A 20,315-nucleotide genomic window follows, 5' to 3' on the forward strand; every position below is an offset into this window, starting at 1 on the left:
CTCATTCGAGGGGATTTTTGCTTCTCTAAATTAGAGGGTTCTTAAACCACAGAATCATCCAAATTTGGCGCTAACCAACGTTTCGCTTCATCCAGCGTCCATCCTTTACGCTTCGCATAATCTTCTAACTGATCGCCAGAGATTTTACCCACGTTAAAGTATTCGGTTTCAGGGTTCGCATAATAGAAACCGCTGACTGATGAAGGTGGCCACATCGCAAAACTTGTCGTTAAGTACGTACCAATCTTGTCGGTTGTACCTAACCAATCAAACAATGGCGCTTTTTCAGAATGTTCAGGACACGCAGGGTAGCCCGGTGCAGGACGAATACCCACATACTTCTCTTTAATCAAATCTTCATTTGAAAGTTGCTCGTCTGCTTGGTAGCCCCAGAACTCTTTACGAATACGCTCATGTAAGTGCTCCGCAAATGCTTCTGCAAAACGGTCACCCAAGGCTTGAACCATAATTGCGTTATAGTCATCGCCTTTGGCTTTGTATTCTTGAGATAACTCTTCCGCACCGAAGATTGACACGGTAAAGCCACCCAAGTAATCCTGAGCTACATCTTTTGGCGCAACAAAATCAGCTAGAGAATAGTTGGCTTTACCTGTGACTTTGTCAGACTGCTGACGTAAGTGTTCGAAACTGTGAGTTACATTGCCTGTTTCATCCACAACAGCAACTGTATCTGCTGCTACACGGTTTGCAGGATAAATACTAAACGTCGCACGCGCATCGAAACGTTTATTCTCGATGATGTCTTTCAGCATGGCTTGAGCTTGTTCATACAAGTCACGCGCCGCTTCACCCACCACTTCATCTTCAAGGATTTTCGGGAATTTACCCGCCAGGCTCCATGAAATAAAGAACGGTGTCCAGTCAAAATATTCCACCAAAGCTTCAAGCGGATAATTTGTGAAAGTTTCAGATCCAATGAAGTTTGGTTTAACCGGTGCATTCTTGTCGAAGTCGATCTTGAAGCCATTTTCAACAGATTCTTGATAAGACAATTTCGCCGCTTTCGGTTGCTTGTTGGCAAGACGGGTACGAATTTTTTCATAATCCGCTGCATAGTCAGCCAAAAGCTTAGGTTTCATCTCAGGAGAGAGCAACTGCGTGGCTACACCCACGGCACGTGAAGCATCCGCGGTATAAAGCACGCCATCATTATGATATTGCGGTGAGATTTTCACTGCGGTATGCGCTTTAGAAGTCGTCGCACCACCAATCATTAACGGAATATTAAAGCCTTTGCGCTGCATTTCTTTGGCAACAAAGACCATTTCATCCAGAGACGGCGTGATCAGACCAGACAAACCGATGATATCGACTTTTTCATCAATCGCAGTTTGTAGAATTTTCTCACATGGCACCATCACGCCCAGATCCACGATGTCATAACCATTACAGCCTAATACTACGCCAACGATGTTTTTACCGATGTCGTGTACGTCGCCTTTCACCGTAGCCAGCAGGATTTTACCTTTTGCTTCGGCTTGGGTTTTCTCAGCTTCAATGAACGGGTTCAACCACGCTACAGCCTGTTTCATCACGCGTGCAGATTTGACTACTTGTGGCAAGAACATTTTACCGGCACCGAACAGATCGCCGACTACGTTCATACCCGCCATCAATGGACCTTCAATCACATCCAGTGGACGTGTAGAGTTTAAACGCGCTTCTTCAGTATCTTGATCGATATAAGTCGTGATGCCTTTTACCAATGCATATTCAAGACGTTTTTCAACAGACTCATTACGCCATTCCAGATTTTCTTCGGCTTTTTGCGTACCACTTTGACCACGGTATTTTTCAGCAACAGCAAGCAGTTTTTCGGTTGCTTCCTGACCGCTTTCACCCTGGTTCTGGTTTAAAACAACATCTTCAACCGCTTCTTTCAATTCTTTATCGATGTCATCGTAAATCGCCATCTGACCGGCATTTACAATACCCATAGTCATGCCTTGCTGAATGGCATGGTACAGGAACACCGAGTGAATCGCTTCACGTACCGGTTCGTTACCACGGAACGAGAACGATACGTTCGACACACCACCAGAAATCATCGCATTTGGCAGGTTCTGTTTAATCCAGCCAGTCGCTTCAATAAAGTCCACGCCATAGTTGTTGTGTTCTTCAATACCGGTCGCAATCGCAAAGACGTTCGGGTCAAAGATAATATCTTCAGAGGGGAAGCCCACTTCATTCACCAGAACATCATATGAACGCTTACAGATTTCTTTTTTGCGCGCAGCTGTATCGGCCTGACCATCTTCATCAAATGCCATCACGATGACCGCAGCACCATATTGACGGCAGAGGCGGGCACGTTCGACAAACTCGTCATGACCTTCTTTCAGGGAAATCGAGTTCACCACGGCTTTACCTTGTACACATTTCAGGCCTGCTTCGATAATCTCCCATTTAGAAGAATCCAGCATGATTGGTACGCGTGAAATATCTGGCTCAGAAGCAATCAGATTCAGGAAGTGCACCATCGCACCTTGCGAATCGAGCATGCCTTCATCCATGTTGATGTCAATGATTTGTGCACCGGCTTCAACCTGTTGACGAGCAACATCAAGCGCTTCGGCAAAGTTTTCTTCACGAATCAGACGCAGAAATTTTTTCGAACCGGTGACGTTGGTACGTTCACCGACGTTCACGAACAGTGAATCTTTGGTGATGTTAAATGGTTCTAAACCGCTTAAACGACACGCCGGTTCAATTTCAGGAATTTGACGTGGCGCAATGCCTGCAACAGCATTTGCAATCGCGCGGATATGATCCGGCGTAGTACCACAGCAACCACCGGTAATATTAATTAAACCGCTTTCTGCAAATTCTTTAATAAATGCGGCAGTTTCTTCCGGCGTTTCATCATATCCACCGAAGGCATTTGGCAACCCAGCGTTTGGATGCGCTGAAACAAAGGTATCGGCAACGTCAGACACGGTTTTCACGTGTGGACGCATTGCATCTGCACCCAGCGCACAGTTAAAGCCGATAGATAACGGCTCTGCATGACGCATTGAGTTCCAGAAGGCTTCTGCGGTTTGACCTGTCAATGTACGACCAGAGGCATCGGTAATCGTGCCTGAAATCATGATTGGCAATTCATAGCCTAGTTCTTTAAAGACTTCTTTCACCGCAAAGATCGCGGCCTTTGCATTCAAGGTATCGAACACGGTTTCGATCAGGATGATATCTGCACCACCTTCAATCAATGCTTTGGTTGATTCGATATAGTCAACTTTGAGCGCATCAAAAGTGATGTTACGGAACGCCGGGTCATTTACGTTTGGAGAAATAGAGGTGGTACGTGATGTTGGTCCGATCACACCGGCTACAAAACGCGGTTTTTCAGGCGTTGAATATTTGGCACAGGCTTCTTTGGCCAGACGCGCTGCTTCACGGTTAATTTCAGGAACTAGATCTTCCATGTGGTAATCCGACATTGAAACGCGGGTACCGTTAAAGGTGTTGGTTTCAATAATGTCGGCGCCAGCTTCCAAGTAAGCTTCATGAATGCCTTGAATGATTTGTGGCTGAGTCAGCACCAGCAAATCATTATTACCTTTGAGATCATAGGCCCAGTCAGCAAAACGCTCACCACGATAATCGGCTTCTTCCAGTTTATGGCGCTGGATCATGGTACCCATCGCACCATCGATAATTAAAATTCTTTTGGCAAGAAGTTCTTTTAAAGTGGTAAGTGTAGACATTCAAACTTTCTCAGCAGAAATCAAAAAAAACGACGCTAATCTTAGCAGATTAGTTGGCTGATTTCTGCTGACATTGCTCAGAATGATGGATAAGTATGATATGAAAATTTGATAAGTCATCTAGAAAAACAACAAGTTTTAACATCCGGATCAGAAAATATTGCAATCTCACATCTGATTCGATGCCTTTCAGGCAGTAAACAAAATCAAAAAATTAAGCTGATGCTTTCATTCATGAAATTGTCATATTGATGGCTTATGCTGTGCAAATGAAACTTTTGCTCAGCTTGATGACAGGCAGGGTTTGAATCGTTTTGGTAGCAAAATATGTGCGGTTGCTAAGCTTAAATAAGCTGGAATCTTATCTTAAGTAAATGATTTATAAAATCAAAATCTAGTGTTTTAGTCGGAATTAAACAGGACGAATAGCAGCAAGAAAATCCAAATAATTGCTTCATATGACAGCAGTTTGTCATATAATTGTCACAATTTAACTGAACAATATGGGGATTCTTGAATCCTCTATTCCTGCTTGCATGAATCCTAATCAAACTCCCGTAGATTCAGCACACGGGTCGGCTTTCCAAAAGTCGACCAATGTTCATGTGCCAACACCGAAATTCTTTATGCCGGTGTTCCTGACTCTTATTATCACTACGCTGATTTATATCGGCTTCCAGTTGTCTGCAGATTTAGCGCATGTACCGGCCTTGGGCTTGTATTCAGTTATTTTGTTAGCGACAGCACTTTTTATTGCGTTGAGCTTTGAGTTTGTCAATGGCTTCCACGATACCGCCAATGCAGTTGCCACGGTCATCTATACCAATGCACTTTCTGCTCCTGTCGCAGTGATGTGGGCCGGCTTCTGTAACTTCCTTGGGGTTATGGTGGCCAGTGGTGCGGTCGCTTACGGCATTATTGCGTTATTGCCGGTCGAGCTGATCATGAATGTCGGCTCCGGAGCAGGCTTTGCCATGGTCTTTGCCATGCTGATCGCGGCTATTCTCTGGAATCTGGGAACCTGGTTCCTCGGTATTCCGGCATCCAGTTCTCATACCCTGATCGGTTCGATTCTGGGTGTGGGCATCATGAACTACATTTTGAATGCCAGTACTGGCGCTTCAGGTATAGACATGGAGCAGGTGATGAAAGTCGGTAAGGCGCTGTTATTTTCGCCTTTAATCGGTTTTGTATTTGCTGCGATTGTGTTCGTGCTGGTGAAAAAAATCTTCAAGCGCCAACTGGAACTGTTCCAGCCACCTGAAGGTAACAAGCCACCGCCACCATTGATTCGTGCCATGCTGATCTTTACCTGTACTGGGGTGAGCTTTGCCCATGGTTCAAATGACGGTCAAAAAGGTATGGGGCTGATCATGTTGATTCTGATCGGTTGTGTGCCTTTGGCGTACTCGCTGAACAAGAGTCTGGATGCACAACATATTCAGTCTTTTGGTCAGTTATCTGCACAAACAGCGGATGTGATCTATCCAAATCATCAGGATATTCCGGATGAACAGGCCCGTGATGTCATTACCAAGTACATTCAGACCAAGGAAATTACGCCTGAAGTCGTGCCTGCATTGGCAAGTTTGACGGATCATCTAGGTGAAAAAGTTGCTAGCTATACCAGCATCAAGGATGTTCCTGAAGCTCAAGTGTCTGAATTCCGTAATGATATGTACCTGAGCACTACCGCATTTAAACGTTTGGATAAAGCAGAAGCTTTACCAACAATGAGTGCTGCACAGGAAAAAACAGTAGATGAATACCGCGACAATCTGGATTCATTCCTGCAATACATTCCGACCTGGGTGAAAGTGGCGACAGCCTTGGCACTTGGTCTGGGTACGATGGTCGGCTGGAAGCGTATTGTCGTGACGGTTGGTGAGCGTATTGGTAAACAGCATATGACTTATGGTCAGGGTATGTCTGCCGAACTTGTGGCAATGTCAACTATTGCAGCGGCAGATGGCTTTGGTATGCCGGTATCCACTACCCATGTATTGAACTCTGCAGTAGCAGGTACCATGGTGGCGAACAAGTCAGGTCTGAACTTCCAGATGGTGAAAACTATTCTGTCTGCCTGGATCTTTACTTTACCAGCAACGATCTGTCTGTCAGGTAGTTTGTACTGGGTACTGTTAAAAGTATTCTAAATTATTTAGACATAAAAAAGCTGCTCTAGAGCAGCTTTTTTTATAGTTTATTTAAATTTTAGAGATGTTCAAAAGAGAGTGGAGTCACGATTAAGGTGACAGGGATGTCGCCGTTAGGCTGTGATATAGGGACATATCATCAGCTTAACAAAAGATTTTTGTTACTTTTGATCTTTCAAAAGTAAAGAAAAAAAGAAGCTATAAAATAGATCAACTTAAATCTGCCCAAAGCACATTCATAAGAATTTGAATGATTGAAAGCCTAAATTAACCTCTCCCTAACCCTCTCCTAGAAGGAGAGGGAACGCCCATTTTCAATTAAAGTTCTCTCTGCTTTAGGGATGAGCAGCACTGCTACGCAACGAGGGGAGAACTTTAAAAATAACGATTACCTTTCTTATGGAAAAATTGGATGAAGATAATAAAAAAATTACTTCTTCAACTTACTCAATAATCCTTTTGGCAACTTCTCTGTCGCAAAACCATATAGTGCAGCAAAAGGTAGTGCGGTACGTGCCAGATAGGCCACTCGCCACAAACCACCATGATTCGCGCCATGCATCATTAATTCAAGCGGATGGTTCAGCTTCACTTCAGGATTGGCCACCGATTCCGGATTGCGAAGGTCATGAATCCATAGTGCCGCCATAATCGCATTGGTGGTTTCAGGCGCGAAAGCTTCAACATCAAACAGGCTGGCACCGTTAAATGCGGCTTTTAATAGCGGATTCTTGGTCACGGAATAGGTGGTCGTCGAAGGCGCAATATTGATACTGACCCGTTGGCCTTGAGCGCGAGCCAAGGTGGCACGCCATTGCTGGATACGTTTTGCCAGCGCATAGTTCGGGCCTTGTTCAACTACTAGACAGTCACAAATGCCATATGCCTGATCACCAGACTGAATCAGTTCATGCGCATTTTTCTGGAAAAAATGTTTGCGGCTTAAAGTGGAAACACCTTTGGAGATGATTGCCTGTGTCTTGGAGCGTTCAGTATATTTTACTTTAGAGGCTTCGATTACTTCACTCGGCACCGCATAAACATCGGTCGGCGTACACATGTACATCAGACTGGTATTGGCTTTTTGCTGACTAACATAGTGCATGATGGCATCCATGGCCATGGAGACGCGGACATGCTTTTCACCATCCAGATAAGCAATTGCAGCCAGATCTAGGTCCTGCTCAAACTGTAATAGCCATGTGGCAATTTCAGGAATCTGGGTGAGCAAATTTGCGCCCAGTTTTTCTTTTAAAATGTCAAGTGAAGTATCAGCAGGTAAGTCTTCAATACAAGGTGCATACAGTGTGGCATTGCCTTGGCTAATGGTATCGATAATCTTGCTCCATACCCGGGTGTTTGGCAGATCAATCGCCACAATGTTGGCTTTCCATTTCGTCAGCCAGGTCAAAGGGCCGGCTTCAGATGCGGCACCAAACAGCACCGCCGTCCGATCTGACAAGTCAAACCATTCAGGATGTACCACACATTCACGCAGGGCATTGGCATGACTGGTTTCCACGATGCCTTGGCTTTCCCAGCGCTCAATCTGCTCCAATAAGGCATCACCTTGCAGCTTTTGACCGTGGTAAGGCACATACCATTCTGGTACAGCTTTACTGCTACCTGTGAGTTTGAATGTATGTAGTTGTTCAGCGGGCAGAGTTAAGGCATCTTGCAATACATACTTTTGACCATCACGATAAAATTCAAAAGTCTGATGGGCCTTTGCTAATCCATCTTCGGCAATTTTCAAGCTGGCTTCAGGGGAACTTAATCCTTGCTCGACCAGCTGCTTAAAATGTACTGTGTAGTGTTTGCGCCAGTTTTTTTCTGATTGTGCCTGTTGAGAACTGCGTGAATCGACATTGGCTAAGGCTGCTGCGATGATCGCGCGTCCTGCTTTGGAGCTACTTGGTTTTTGTTGCGGAGACTGAAGAGGAAATTGAAGACCGTCTGGTGTAATGGACATGCAAAATATCTCGAGAATGACAGTAATTAATATACAGATGTATACATTATCGCTGCAAAATTCAGTCCAAGATTGGCATTAAGTGACATCATCACTTTCTAATATATTACGAGATGTTTCAAACGAATAAGAGAGCAGTAGCTCTCTTATCCATTTTCAGCAGAAATATGAGGCTTAACTCATATGTAGCTTTATTCCTTCAATATTTAAAAAACCTGATTAAAACGGAACCTGCATCAGTTTATTCAGGAAATGCGGAATCAGGCGTGGCTCCAGAATAATCGTCATGACCACCCCGTAAGCCGCTCCCCATAAATGCGCGCTATGATTAATGTTGCTATTGCCTTTTTTGCCTGACCAAATGCTATAGGCTACATACAGCACAGCAAAAATAATGGCAGGAACCGGAATGAAGAACACAAAGATCAACTTCCAAGGTTCAAACAGAATATAGGCAAACAGTACAGCCGAGACTGCACCGGAAGCGCCGAGACTGGCCCAGCGCGCATCATTTTTATGCTTCAGGTAACTTGGCAGAATCGCTGCGATCAGACCACCGAGGTAAAACAGGATAAAACCCAGGTCATACAGATATTGACGATAAAAGCTTTCAATCACGCTGCCGAAGAAGAACAGGGTAATCATGTTAAACAAGAGATGAGCTCCATCCGCATGGATAAAGCCATGCGTAATAAAGCGGTCATATTGTCCACGTTGCAGTGCCGGTGGCCAGAAAATCAGGCGATTCATCACCGTCTCTTTGGAGAAAGCAATAAATGACACAATACAGGTGATCAGAATAATGGTCACGGTATGATTAAAAGGTAAATCAAGCATATAAATGATTCTAAGGGTGCCTATTTGCCAATTATCATGCCATTAAAATTGAGCTAAAGTTGTACTTTTATAATAAATCCGACAATTTTAGTTGATTTTTAAAAATTACCCCGCATCTTCAGTTAAAATGGCCGCTTGAGCTTGAGGAAATTATTGTTATGTCGACTGAGAACAGCAGCACTCCAGTTGTTGGTGAAATTCCCAACTTATTGATTACACCAACAGCACAAGAGTATTTAAAGGATCTACTGGATAAACAGAACACCCCGGGTATTGGTGTGCGTGTTTTTGTAGAGCATCCGGGTACTCCTCGCGCTGAATGTTGCATGGCCTATAGTGCACCTGATGAAGTTGTACCGACGGATTATAAGCAGGAATATCCTGATTTCCCTGCTTTTATCGACTCGCCATCTATTCCGTATTTACTCGATGCCGTGATTGACTACAACAAAGACCGTTTTGGTGGTCAGTTGACTTTCCGTGCACCGAATTCCAAAGTGCCACGCGTGGGTCCAGATGCATCGGTAGAAGAGCGTATTACCTATGTATTGCAGTCTGAAATTAACCCGGGCCTGGCAGGTCATGGCGGTAACTGTGCACTGGTTGAAGTCAAAGAAGACCCTGAAAAAGGTTTAACCGCTGTACTTAAATTTGGTGGTGGTTGCCAGGGCTGTTCAGCGATTGATATCACTTTGAAACAAGGTGTAGAAACAACGCTAAAACAGCATATTCCTGAATTGATGAATGTCGTTGATGAAACGGATCATAGTCAGTCTGAAGGTGCGTATATGAAATAAGCTGTTCTATATAACAGTTCATTTATCGCATATAAAAAAAACCTCGAACTTTCGAGGTTTTTTATATCTGGCTTAAAATTTAGTAAATATTAATGATAATAATTATCAATAGCAATTGAATTTGAGTAGAAAGCTGTTACACTTCGCAACCGAATAAACATGATTTCTTCATAAATATTGGGGCGCGCAAGGTATGAATAAGCCATTCTTAAAAACCACTTTGGCATTTGCTGTAACTTCACTCATGACGGGTAATGCATTTGCAGTCGAAGCTGTTGTTCCACAGGCGGAAGCGACTAAACTGCAAACGATTGTGGTGACCGCAACAGGTTATGAGCAAGATTTGGCTAAAGCACCTGCTTCCATTACTGTGATTGATCGTGGAGAATTGGATAAACGTGAATATAACGACATTACTGATGTGCTGCGTAATACGCCTGGGGTCGTGGTTTCGGGTTCGGGTTCTGCACAGACCATCAGTATTCGAGGCATGAGTTCAAACTACACCTTGTTTCTGGTCGATGGTAAGCGTCAATATGGCAAGGATGTGAACCCGAATGGGGATGATGGCGGTTTTGAGAAAAATATTCTGCCACCACTTGCCGCCATCGAACGTATTGAAATTATTCGTGGTCCAGCTTCTACACTCTATGGTACGGATGCTATGGGCGGGGTAGTCAATATCATTACCAAAAAAGTGTCGGATGAATGGTCTGGTCATGTCGAATTAGGAACCACAATTCAGGATAGTAGCCGTTCAGGTGATATTAAAAATGGTTCTGCATATCTTTCGGGTCCTTTAATTGCAGACAAGCTGGGCTTGCAGCTGGCAGTCAATAAGCAGGAACGTAATGAAGATCATTATGTTGGCGGCTTCCGTGGGACAGAACGTGAAAGCTTAAATTCACGTCTGACCTATGCCATTAATGATGATCATGATGTACAAGTTGAAGCTAATTTCGTGCAGCAGGAATCAACTACGTCTGTAGGGGAAACGGTAGCACCTGCTCAAGGTGCTGCAGATTCATTCTCGCGTAATTATCGTAATGTTTATTCCTTAACCCATAATGGCCGTTATAGCGATAACTTAGACAGTTCATCTTATATTCAATATGAAAATTCAAAAAATCCAGATCGTGGCAATACGGAACTCGGCACCAAAGGGATTACCCTGGATACTTGGACAGCGAACAGTCAATGGAACTTAGCCTTAGGTGATCATACGCTGTCATTCGGGGGATATCTTAAAGATGAAAAACTGGTCGATAAAGCGACTAACCGGAATCCTAATGCACCTGAATTTAGTGAATTAACACGTTGGTCTGCTGCCGCTTTCCTTGAAGACACCTGGAGTATTACGGATCGTTTCGACTTAACCGCCGGCTTACGTTATGATCATGATGAAAACTATAGTGGCCATTTATCGCCACGACTGTATGGGGTGTACGCGGTAAATGATAACTTTGTAGTAAAAGGTGGTGTGGCTACAGGTTATAAACAGCCTGATATTCGTGCAGCCACAGAAGGTTTCTATAGCGTCACGGGTGGCGGTGGTTCACCCTTAGCAACAGGCCGTGGCATTATTCGTGCCAATCCGGACTTGGAGCCTGAATCAAGCGTATCCACTGAATTAGGTTTCAACTGGAAAAATGATTATATCAATACATCGCTGACTGGCTTTATCACTAAATATGAAGATCGTATTACGGAAGTTCGTGCCTGTGAAACCGATACTGATGGCACCACAACAAACCGTAATAACTGGAAGAATTGGAAATGTTTCGAAGGGGATATTCCATTCTACTTTATTAGTGAACGGATTAATGTGGATGAAGCAGAAATTCGCGGTATAGAAGCAACCGTAGAAGCCAGTCTGAATGACTACACAACATTGACTGCAAACTATACCTATACCGATTCAGAGTTTAGATCGGGTGCTTTTAAAGGTCAGCCGCTGAACCAGATGCCGGAACACATGTTTAATATTGGTGTGGATTATGAGCTAAATGATGCACTCAATGTATGGAGCCGCTTGCACCATCGTTCTGAAACCTCTGCTTACTTGAGCCGTACATCTATGGCTCAGCCAAACCCAGGTTACCAATTTGTAGATGTCGGCTTTAACTATAAATTCAGTCCGAATCTAACAGGTAAATTTGGTGTCTATAACCTACTGGATGAAAAAGCTGAAGATATTGATGGTGATCAACTATTGGATGGTCGTCGTTACGGTATCAGTCTGAATGCAAAATTCTAAGCAAATGAAAATATAAAAAGCCGCTATAAAGCGGCTTTTTATTTAAATCTTAAGAATTTTCAAAGTATCTGCATGGTAATAAAATTGTGCCAGATATTTGCGCGCACGTTCACGTAAATGGCCTTGAGAAACCATCTGCTGAATTACCGGGCTGAGCAGTTGCTGCAATTCATTCTGAATTAGCGCTTCATCAATATTCAGATCACGTAATAACTGATCAAAGGTATGTTCCTGATTGCGGACATACCAGGTATGAATTCCGTCATGCACTTGCTGCTGCAGATAGTCTGTCTGACGTATATGATCCCAGATATCATGACCTAAGCCGACCGTCTGATTCAGATCCTGCAGTTCAATATAATTCTTCAAGACTGATACTGGCATGTCTTTGATTTTATGCCAGAGATTGGCCTGAAAATGATAGAGTTTCTCATCGTCAAAATGCTGGTTCAGCACATGCTCACTCATCTGGCTGAGCTTTAGAATATTTTTTTGCAGATAACGCGCAATGGTGCTATCGAGGTTGGTATCGGTGACATTTTCCAGTACAGATTTGCCCATTTTCATAAAGCGGGAAACCCCGGGCACGCTTTTGGCAATCATGGAGTTATCCAGATAATCCTGAATCGAATGCTGGATCAATTGGGTAATCATGGCTGAAAATGCCGGATTATTGACTACGGTTTTAATCAGGCGCTGCCGATGGCCACTTTTGCTGGCCACATACTGGGCGATCTTGTCTACGGTCAGTACTGGAATCAGATCGGCAATCGTGGTGGAATCATTGGCCGGATGCACCAGGGCAAAACGGATATGCTCGGCAATCTGTTCAATCAGAAAGCTGCTGGCGGCAGTACCCAGAATCTGTTTTTGTAAAAGCTGATTGATCAGTTCACAGCTCCACAGCTCTTTTAGCGTCTGTTTACGCAGCCACAAATAAAATGCATGAAACTCGCTTTGAATCGTTTCAGATTGAGAAAATGCCTGATCGAGAAAATCAAGTTGAGCATCGATCAACTGCTCAATCATCGGGTGTTTCTGCATAGCATCTCTGAAACTTAATTTAAAGGAATGAGTTTATCAGCAAGCGGATTTTTTAGGGTCTGCGTCTTGGCCAGAAAAGGCAAATAATGTTGTGCGACCTGTTTTTCTGCTTCCAGAATCGGCATATGCCCGACATTGTTTAAAATCACCGGTTTTTCGGCACGTTTCAGCAGGGCATGCAGTTCTTTAACTACTTCGACATTAATGATCCGATCCTGTCTGCCCCATAAAATCAAGGTGGGTGCTTCTACCGTGCGGGTCAGGCGGGCAAAGGTTTCCGGTGTATAAATCCGATTTAGCATCACCACCTGATCAATCGATTTGCTGGTTTGTTCAGCGCGTGAAATCAACAGTTTTTCCTGTGCATGCCGTAACTGATAAGGAATCACTGGCGGATTCTGCATCAGCTGTTTGGAAACATCTTGCAGATCACCGGGTTTGCTGACGATCAGGTCTTTTAAGGCTTGAGGATCTTTGGTATAGGGAGTATTCCCCATTTTGTAAAGACCAGCACTATTGATTAAAAAAAGACTTTGCGTATCGAAAGGATATTGTGAAGCATACACCGTAGCAATCGATCCACCCAGAGAGTGGCCGGCAATGTGTAAATTTTCGTCCACATTTAAGGTTTCAAGGAACAAACGCAGTTGAGAGGTCACATTGGGCACAGAAACATCAAAATTGTCCGGAACTTTGGTGTCGCCGTTGCTTGGCAGATCCGGAATAATGACATGATAATAGGGCGTCAGAAACTGGGCGACCCGGTTCCAGTTGTCGCGCGTGCCGGCCAGACCATGAATCAGTAGAATGGATGGTTTGTTCTTGGCACCGCCTTCGCTATAACTCCAGGTGACCTCGCCAATTTTGAGGGTCTTGGATTTGAGACCGGCAAGGCTGCGTTCTTGTAACAGATGCTGCTGCAAGACTTTGGCAGATGTTTCATTTTTCTGGCTAAATAGTATTTGAGCATGTGTCAGGCCCGGTAATGCCATGCTTAAGGCAACTACGGCTGAACAAATCATTTTCGAGCGCAATTTTATTATTTTCTTCATTGGCCATTCCCCAAAACAAACCCAGTGAGCAAATTGCTCAATCAAAATACTTCCATGTTATAAATTTGCAATTTTCATTCAAATAAAAACATTATTCTTCATTCTATTTTAAATCAATCCTTGCGCTTGTCACCCATTAGTTTTTTGCTAGATTGCATTAAATGACTATAAAATGTGATGTATTTCGCATAAATTTCCTGCAGAAATGAAATTAGATAAATGCTAAAAATTTAATCAGCTAAGATTTTTTGCAAGTGACATTCAAAAAAACTGGCAGTAAGATAATGCAACTAAAACCATCGGTGATAGAAAAGAATGCTCACAGCTCAAGAAGCTTTAGAACGTCTTAGACAGGGTAACCAACGTTTTGTCAGTGGCGATACCACGCATCCAAAACAACTTAGCCACCAACAGCGCGCAGAAATGGCAGAGGATCAGAATCCGTTTGCGATTGTCTTGGGATGTTCAGATTCGCGCGTTCCAGCCGAAATGGTTTTTGATCAGGGTCTCGGCGATCTTTTTGTGATTCGTGTTGCAGGTAATATTGTTGCACCCTCACAGGTCGGCAGTGTTGAATTTGCCGCGGCACGTTATGATTGCGCGATTGTGGTGGTGTTAGGTCACAGTCACTGTGGTGCGATTAAAGCCACCATTGATACCTTGATGTGCCCGGATTGCCCGCCATCGGCAAACCTGATGTCGATTGTGAACCGCGTACGCCCTTCAGTTGAAACCTTAATGCAGACTGAACTGAAAAATGACTTGGCAAAATTGTCCAAGCATGCAGTACGTTCCAACGTATTTGCTTCGGTGAATCAGTTGCGTCATGGTTCAGCCGTTCTGGAAAACCTGATTGGACAAGGAAAATTAAAAGTCGTCGGTGCTGAATATTCACTGGAAACTGGTGAAGTGACCTTCTTTGATTTCTAATCACGATTCATCTAAATACATTCTAAAATAAGTTAAAGGCGCTTTATAAAGCGCCTTTAATGTATGGATAAGCATTATTTAACAGGATCGTCTGTGCTTTAGCATTTGGATGAATCAGATCCTTTTGCATCAGGGTTTTGTTGCCGGCTACACCTTGCATAAAGAAGGGCAATAACTTCACCTTATATTGCTGACTGACCACTTTATAATTATTTTCAAAAGCTTTGCTATAGGCCTGACCGTAGTTAGGCGGCATTTTCATACCAAATACAATAACCTTGGCTTTGGCTTTCTGGCTCTGCTGAATCAGGCTGGCTAAATTTTTTTGAATCATTTTCGGTGGTTGTCCACGCAAGCCATCATTGCCACCTAACTCAATCACCACAAGGTCTGGACGATGTGTTTGTAGCAATTTTGGTAGTCTGGCCAGCGCTCCGCTGGTGGTTTCGCCACTGACACTTGCATTGACCACTTTATGCTGTTTCGGATACTGTTGCTCTAAACGCTTTTGTAATAAATGTACCCAACCTTGCTGGGGCTGGATACCATAACCTGCACTTAAACTATCACCTAAAATCATAATCGTCTTTGCTGAAACCCCAAGAGGTAATAGGCACAGACTGAGCAAAAAAAAGTAAGGCAATAGCCGAGTTTTCTGATTAAGATCTTTCATATAGGACACGTATGATTCAAAGCAGCAACGATTCGACCATCATGCCACAGGCTATTATTTCTGCCCAGAAATTGACACAAAAGATACAACTTTCACAAAAACAACTCACCATTTTTGAGGATCTTGATCTGGATATTCAGGCCGGAGAACAAGTGGCTATTACCGGTCGTTCCGGTTCCGGAAAATCCACATTACTGGGTATTCTGGCGACACTGGATCAGGCAAGTTCAGGTCAGCTTCTGGTCTGTGGCGAATCAGTGTCTAACTTGAATGAAGAACAACGTGCGCTGGTACGTTTAAGAAATATCGGATTTGTCTTTCAGTCTTTTCAGCTCTTACCGCACCTGACTGCACTTGAAAATGTAATGCTGCCACTGCGCCTGCAGCCCGGCTTTAAATATGCAGAAGCCGAGCACAAAGCCTTGGCTCTGTTGCATAAAGTGGGTCTGGATCGACAGGCACAGCAGACGCCCAAAGTACTGTCTGGCGGTGAACAACAGCGTGTGGCCATCGCCCGTGCACTGGTTAGTGAACCCAAAATCATTTTTGCCGATGAACCTACGGGCAATCTCGATGGTGAAACGGCCAGAGAAATTGAACAACTGCTGTTTCAACTAAACCGGGAACTGGGAACGACCTTGGTGCTGGTAACGCATGACCGAAAACTGGCACAGCAGTGTCAGCGGCATTTTGAACTGCTGAATGGCGAGCTGATTGAATATCCGAGTGGAGGATGAAATGAATCCATTATTTCGTCCTTTACTGACGCAAAGCTTTAAAACCACCGGGATTTATCTGCTGATTATTGCCTTAACGCTGGCAATTAGCGCGACCACTGCACTCAAGTTTAGTAACGAGCAGATCCAAAATGCAGTCGCCTTGCAGGCAGCAGAAATGCTGGCCGGTGATCTGGTGCTTTCAGATAATGAGCCTTTGCCGAAGCAGTGGCGTGATCAGGCCAAGCAGCTGGATTTAAAGCAGTCAGAGGTCACTTTCTTTAGCAGTATGGCCTATACCGATGCGCAGTTTGTCATGGTCAATGTCAAAGCCATTGATCAGGCTTTTCCTTTGCGTGGTGAACTGCGGGTGCAACCGGCAAAAAAATCGATTCAGTCTGGTGAAATCTGGCTCAGTCCACGAGCCATGGATTTGCTCAAAGTCAAACTGGGGGATCAGCTCAATATTGCCGATGCGGCGTTTAAAGTCACCGCCAAGATTGAACAGGACTCCAATCAGGAACTTGGATTTTCCGGATTTTCGCCGACCGTAATTATTTCCCAGGCAGATGTCGCACGAACCAATGCCATTCAGGTGGGGAGCCGGATTGAATATCGCCTACTTATGGCTGGCCGTCCGGATGATACCCAACAATATGAAGCCCTGTTCAAGCAGCAGGTCAAGTCAGCAAACGCCTCAGCTGAAACACCAACGGAAGTGCAAGGGCAGGAGTTTGAGGAGCAAAGCAGTCTCAGGTTACGCAATGCCAGTGAAGGCAATACCCGCTTGATGAAGCCAATCGCCAATCTGGACACTTTCCTGCAACTGGCCAATATTCTGACCATTCTATTATGTGGGATTGCCATTGCTTTAACCGCGCAGCGTTATGTGCAGCAGAATCAGGATCATATTGCCTTGATGCGTTGTATCGGTGCCACCAAGCAGCAGATTCTGTCGGCTTATCTGGCTTTACTTGGGATGGTGCTGTTAATTGCGATGCTAATTGGTACCGTGGTCGGGATCAGTCTGGGTTATGGACTGTTGCAATTGATGTTGCAGCTGATTCCAAATTTGCAGATTGAATTTTCAGCCCTGGCAATGTTGCTCGGACCATTGCCAGTCGCGATGCTGACCAGTGCCGTGGTGTTACTCGGCTTTGTCATGCCAAGCTTGTTGCAATTGCTGAATACCCCGCCAATTCGGGTGATCCGCCAGCAGGAAAAATCAGTGCAATCCATGCTGTGGATGCTGCTGACTGGAACGCTCAGCCTGATTATTTTTAGTGTGATTTTGACTGAAAACTTGCTGCTGACCGCCTGGGTGATTGGCGCGATTATTGTGTTATGTGCAGTGCTGTATCTGACGGTATGGGGGATGTTGAAACTGCTGCGGAATATGAAGTTGAATCTGTCAGCCTATGTACGCACACCTTCTCAGACTGCTTTGCAGATTACGGCTTTAGCCTTGGGCTTGAGCCTGATTACAGTATTGGCAGTCTTGCGTACTGATCTGCTGGATCGCTGGCAGCAACAGTTACCGGAAGGTACGCCGAACCAGTTTGTTTATGGTTTACCGCCTTTTGAGATGCCAGACCTGAAAGCCCAACTTGAGCAGAATGGCTGGAAAAGCACGCCACTGTATCCAAATGTCCGTGGGCGTCTGGTCGCCAAGAATGATCAGCCTTTTGCCGAGGAACTGGTGAAAAGCAGCAATACCTTAAGACGTGAACTGAATCTGACCCAGTCAAACCGCTATCCACAAGATAATGTGATTGTCAGTGGTGACGCGGTATTAAAACAAGTCGGCACCGTATCGGTCGAAGCCAATACTGCGGAAGAGCTAGGGATCAAGATCGGAGATAAACTCAGTTTCAGTCTGCCAGAAGGGATACTGGAAGCTAAAGTCGTTAATCTAAGAACCGTCGAATGGGAAAGTTTTAGCCCGAATTTCTTCTTTATCTTTGCACCGAATAGCATGGATGCCAATGCCGGCAGTTATCTGGGCAGTTTTTATGTCCCGGAAACAGATAAAGGCAAACTGGTCCCTGTGATCCAGCAATTTTCCAACACGGTCTTTATTGATGTCAGCCTGATTCTGGAAGAGATCAAACGCATTGTGAATGTGCTGGTGCAAATCGTGACGATTCTGGCGGTACTGGTCAGCATTTCCGGTTTTCTGGTGCTGATGGCCTGTCTGAACCTGTTGATGGATGAACGCAAACGTGAAGTGGCTTTGCTACGATCATTCGGTAGTTCCAAGCAGAAACTGAAAACCATGATGAGTCTGGAAATTGGTTTTATTGGGCTGTTTGCCGGAATAGTTTCCTGCCTGTTTGCCGAAGTGATCAGTGCGATTGCCAGTTATAAAATGGATTTAATGATTCAGCCGCATTGGGAAATCTGGATTATCCTGCCGATCTTTATGACCTCTTTATGTGCGCTGATTGGCCGTTATCGCCTGAGTTATCTGTCAGAGATTCCACCCTTACAAAGTTTGCGTGAGATGAATCAATAAGATTCATCTCCGTGATTTTTAAACTGGCTGAGAGTTAAAGTTTTAGTTGCTGTTGCATCATTTCCAGAATCTCTTGCCACAGTGGGCGAATGGGTTCGAGTAAGGCCAAGTTATGTTGATAAAGCAGCACACAAAGGCCGAACCCGACAATCAAGGCAATCAGATTGAACAGGTGGCTACGCTGCATTTTTTGCCCGATGTACCAGAGCAAGGTGAGAAAAGCCCCCATCAGCATGCCGCCAATATGTGCGGCATTGTTGATTCCACTGATCATAAAGCCCAGCGCGAGGTTTAGACCCATCACCATCACCAGGGTTTTTTTATCCAGAATAAAACGTTGCTGTGGCAGCATTGGCAATAAAGCCAGCACCGTGAGTGAAGCACCGAGTCCCATCACGGCACCAGATGCGCCGGCACTGACCGCAGGCAATAAATCGGGATTGGCCACACCGCCTTCGATCAGGCTATAGCTGTCCTGAATGTTCATATAGCCACTGAGCAGGCTGCCCATTAATCCGACACACACATACAGGCCAATAAAATACATCCGGCCAAACAGCTGTTCGGCAACACTACCAAAAATATACAAGGCCCACATATTCAACATCAGGTGAATCAGGCCAAAATGAAAAAACATGCTGCTAAACAAGCGCATGGGTTCCGCTAAATAGGTTAAAGGTGCATAATCGGCACCCCAGAGAATAGCGTCTCGGGTACTCGGCTGGCTAACATCCATGCCATGCATGGCTTGCCAGCCAAATAATCCAACATTGATCCCGATTAAAATGGCGGTGATCCACCAGAGATGCATTTCAAGTTTGCGATGTTCGACAGGGGGAGAGTATTCAGACATGCTATTTTTTTGCTGTGATTGTATATTTCGAATAAGCTTAACACGAAAAATTAAATTTTCAGGAGTAACGCACTGACATGAAAGCCTTTCTGATCCGCACGATGCTCGTCATCGTCAGTGTGATTCTGCTGGTTCAATTGTGGATCTTTGCCAGTCTGGCCTGGTGGCGAACCAATCCGGTGAACACCACCATGATGATGCGGATTGATTACTGGACAGAACCTTCCAAAGCGATTCAGCATCAGTGGCGTCCCTATGACGAAATCAGCCTGAATCTGAAACGTGCCATCGTCACTGCGGAAGATGGAAAATTTATTCATCACCATGGTTTTGACTGGGACGGAATTCAAACTGCGCTGAATAAAAACAGAAATCAGGGCCGTGTAGTGGCCGGTGGTTCGACAATCTCCCAGCAATTGGCGAAAAACCTGTTCCTCGTCAACAAGCGTTCCTTTGTGCGTAAAGGTCAGGAAGCAGTCGCGACCTGGATGATGGAACGCATGTGGTCGAAAGAACGAATTCTGGAAGTCTATTTAAACTCGATCGAGTTCGGGGATAATATCTACGGCGTTGAAGCAGCGGCCAAACATTATTTCGGTAAAACCGCACAAAGCCTGACCCGCGATCAAGCCATCTTTCTGGCTGCCATTTTGACCAATCCGAAATATTTCCAGGATCATCGCAATTCCTCTGCATTAAATGCTCGTAAGCGGATGATTCAGCGCTATATGCGTTATGCAGAATTACCTTAATTGATGATTTGAAGAGAAAGCCCAATTATTTGG

Annotated in this window: 14 protein-coding genes; 7 read left to right on the forward strand and 7 right to left on the reverse strand. The window is 44.6% G+C overall.

Annotation, left to right across the window (positions count from 1 at the left end; genetic code table 11):
• Positions 1–41 precede the first annotated feature (41 nt).
• Entirely contained in the window at positions 42–3,728 is a 3,687-nt protein-coding gene (metH, locus tag NI468_RS00050) for a methionine synthase (protein ID WP_253098942.1), read from the reverse strand.
• Between the two features lie 536 nt (positions 3,729–4,264).
• Between metH and NI468_RS00055 the strand changes: the two genes are divergently transcribed.
• Positions 4,265–5,884 carry an inorganic phosphate transporter gene (locus NI468_RS00055; protein WP_253098944.1) on the forward strand — a complete coding sequence of 540 codons (1,620 nt, stop codon included), beginning with the start codon at positions 4,265–4,267 and terminating at the stop codon, positions 5,882–5,884.
• Positions 5,885–6,314: 430 nt separating this feature from the next.
• Here the strand turns inward: NI468_RS00055 and NI468_RS00060 are convergent, their stop codons facing one another.
• Both NI468_RS00060 and NI468_RS00065 read right to left on the reverse strand, forming a co-directional pair.
• Entirely contained in the window at positions 6,315–7,856 is a 1,542-nt protein-coding gene (locus NI468_RS00060) for a hypothetical protein (protein WP_253098947.1), read from the reverse strand.
• A gap of 219 nt (positions 7,857–8,075) precedes the next feature.
• The gene (locus tag NI468_RS00065; protein WP_004646259.1) at positions 8,076–8,693 is read right to left on the reverse strand and encodes a rhomboid family intramembrane serine protease; all 618 of its coding nucleotides are present in this window, start codon (positions 8,691–8,693) and stop codon (positions 8,076–8,078) included.
• Positions 8,694–8,851: 158 nt separating this feature from the next.
• On the opposite strand from NI468_RS00065, the gene nfuA reads away from it, so the two are divergent.
• Positions 8,852–9,490: a Fe-S biogenesis protein NfuA gene (gene nfuA / locus NI468_RS00070; RefSeq protein WP_044111637.1), complete on the forward strand. Its 639-nt coding sequence runs from the start codon at positions 8,852–8,854 to the stop codon at positions 9,488–9,490.
• Between the two features lie 193 nt (positions 9,491–9,683).
• Positions 9,684–11,747, forward strand: a complete 2,064-nt coding sequence (locus NI468_RS00075) for a TonB-dependent receptor domain-containing protein (RefSeq protein ID WP_253098949.1) — start codon at positions 9,684–9,686, stop codon at positions 11,745–11,747.
• Positions 11,748–11,789: 42 nt separating this feature from the next.
• Here NI468_RS00075 and NI468_RS00080 read toward each other — a convergent pair whose 3' ends face one another.
• Both NI468_RS00080 and NI468_RS00085 read right to left on the reverse strand, forming a co-directional pair.
• A complete protein-coding gene (locus tag NI468_RS00080; protein ID WP_253098951.1) occupies positions 11,790–12,791 on the reverse strand; it encodes a hypothetical protein in 1,002 nt (333 codons plus the stop codon).
• A gap of 14 nt (positions 12,792–12,805) precedes the next feature.
• Positions 12,806–13,843 (reverse strand): alpha/beta fold hydrolase, encoded by a 1,038-nt coding sequence (locus NI468_RS00085; RefSeq protein ID WP_044111633.1) that lies wholly within the window; start codon positions 13,841–13,843, stop codon positions 12,806–12,808.
• Positions 13,844–14,158: 315 nt separating this feature from the next.
• Here NI468_RS00085 and NI468_RS00090 point away from each other — a divergent pair, with 315 nt between their 5' ends.
• Positions 14,159–14,773, forward strand: a complete 615-nt coding sequence (locus tag NI468_RS00090; protein ID WP_004646264.1) for a carbonic anhydrase — start codon at positions 14,159–14,161, stop codon at positions 14,771–14,773.
• Positions 14,774–14,816: 43 nt separating this feature from the next.
• Here NI468_RS00090 and NI468_RS00095 read toward each other — a convergent pair whose 3' ends face one another.
• Positions 14,817–15,446: an arylesterase gene (locus NI468_RS00095; RefSeq protein WP_253098953.1), complete on the reverse strand. Its 630-nt coding sequence runs from the start codon at positions 15,444–15,446 to the stop codon at positions 14,817–14,819.
• 11 nt (positions 15,447–15,457) lie between these two features.
• Here NI468_RS00095 and NI468_RS00100 point away from each other — a divergent pair, with 11 nt between their 5' ends.
• The gene (locus NI468_RS00100) at positions 15,458–16,183 is read left to right on the forward strand and encodes an ABC transporter ATP-binding protein (RefSeq protein ID WP_253098955.1); all 726 of its coding nucleotides are present in this window, start codon (positions 15,458–15,460) and stop codon (positions 16,181–16,183) included.
• 1 nt (position 16,184) lies between these two features.
• A complete protein-coding gene (locus tag NI468_RS00105; protein ID WP_253098957.1) occupies positions 16,185–18,677 on the forward strand; it encodes an ABC transporter permease in 2,493 nt (830 codons plus the stop codon).
• Positions 18,678–18,711: 34 nt separating this feature from the next.
• Here NI468_RS00105 and NI468_RS00110 read toward each other — a convergent pair whose 3' ends face one another.
• Complete coding sequence (locus NI468_RS00110; protein ID WP_114541160.1) at positions 18,712–19,530, reverse strand: rhomboid family intramembrane serine protease; 819 nt, start codon at positions 19,528–19,530, stop codon at positions 18,712–18,714.
• A 77-nt stretch (positions 19,531–19,607) separates the two neighbouring features.
• On the opposite strand from NI468_RS00110, the gene mtgA reads away from it, so the two are divergent.
• On the forward strand, positions 19,608–20,282 hold the full coding sequence (gene mtgA, locus NI468_RS00115) for a monofunctional biosynthetic peptidoglycan transglycosylase (protein ID WP_004279409.1): 675 nt from the start codon (positions 19,608–19,610) through the stop codon (positions 20,280–20,282).
• Positions 20,283–20,315 lie beyond the last annotated feature (33 nt).

The sequence above is a fragment of the Acinetobacter lwoffii genome (assembly GCF_024129355.1).
Classification (GTDB): domain Bacteria; phylum Pseudomonadota; class Gammaproteobacteria; order Pseudomonadales; family Moraxellaceae; genus Acinetobacter; species Acinetobacter lwoffii_I.

Excerpts from the sequence above, each read along its gene's own strand:
- metH (WP_253098942.1), bottom strand. The coding sequence starts at position 3,728 with ATGTCTACACTTACCACTTTAAAAGAACTTCTTGCCAAAAGAATTTTA.
- NI468_RS00055 (WP_253098944.1), top strand. The coding sequence starts at position 4,265 with ATGAATCCTAATCAAACTCCCGTAGATTCAGCACACGGGTCGGCTTTC.
- NI468_RS00060 (WP_253098947.1), bottom strand. The coding sequence starts at position 7,856 with ATGTCCATTACACCAGACGGTCTTCAATTTCCTCTTCAGTCTCCGCAA.
- NI468_RS00065 (WP_004646259.1), bottom strand. The coding sequence starts at position 8,693 with ATGCTTGATTTACCTTTTAATCATACCGTGACCATTATTCTGATCACC.
- nfuA (WP_044111637.1), top strand. The coding sequence starts at position 8,852 with ATGTCGACTGAGAACAGCAGCACTCCAGTTGTTGGTGAAATTCCCAAC.
- NI468_RS00075 (WP_253098949.1), top strand. The coding sequence starts at position 9,684 with ATGAATAAGCCATTCTTAAAAACCACTTTGGCATTTGCTGTAACTTCA.
- NI468_RS00080 (WP_253098951.1), bottom strand. The coding sequence starts at position 12,791 with ATGCAGAAACACCCGATGATTGAGCAGTTGATCGATGCTCAACTTGAT.
- NI468_RS00085 (WP_044111633.1), bottom strand. The coding sequence starts at position 13,843 with ATGAAGAAAATAATAAAATTGCGCTCGAAAATGATTTGTTCAGCCGTA.
- NI468_RS00090 (WP_004646264.1), top strand. The coding sequence starts at position 14,159 with ATGCTCACAGCTCAAGAAGCTTTAGAACGTCTTAGACAGGGTAACCAA.
- NI468_RS00095 (WP_253098953.1), bottom strand. The coding sequence starts at position 15,446 with ATGAAAGATCTTAATCAGAAAACTCGGCTATTGCCTTACTTTTTTTTG.
- NI468_RS00100 (WP_253098955.1), top strand. The coding sequence starts at position 15,458 with ATGATTCAAAGCAGCAACGATTCGACCATCATGCCACAGGCTATTATT.
- NI468_RS00105 (WP_253098957.1), top strand. The coding sequence starts at position 16,185 with ATGAATCCATTATTTCGTCCTTTACTGACGCAAAGCTTTAAAACCACC.
- NI468_RS00110 (WP_114541160.1), bottom strand. The coding sequence starts at position 19,530 with ATGTCTGAATACTCTCCCCCTGTCGAACATCGCAAACTTGAAATGCAT.
- mtgA (WP_004279409.1), top strand. The coding sequence starts at position 19,608 with ATGAAAGCCTTTCTGATCCGCACGATGCTCGTCATCGTCAGTGTGATT.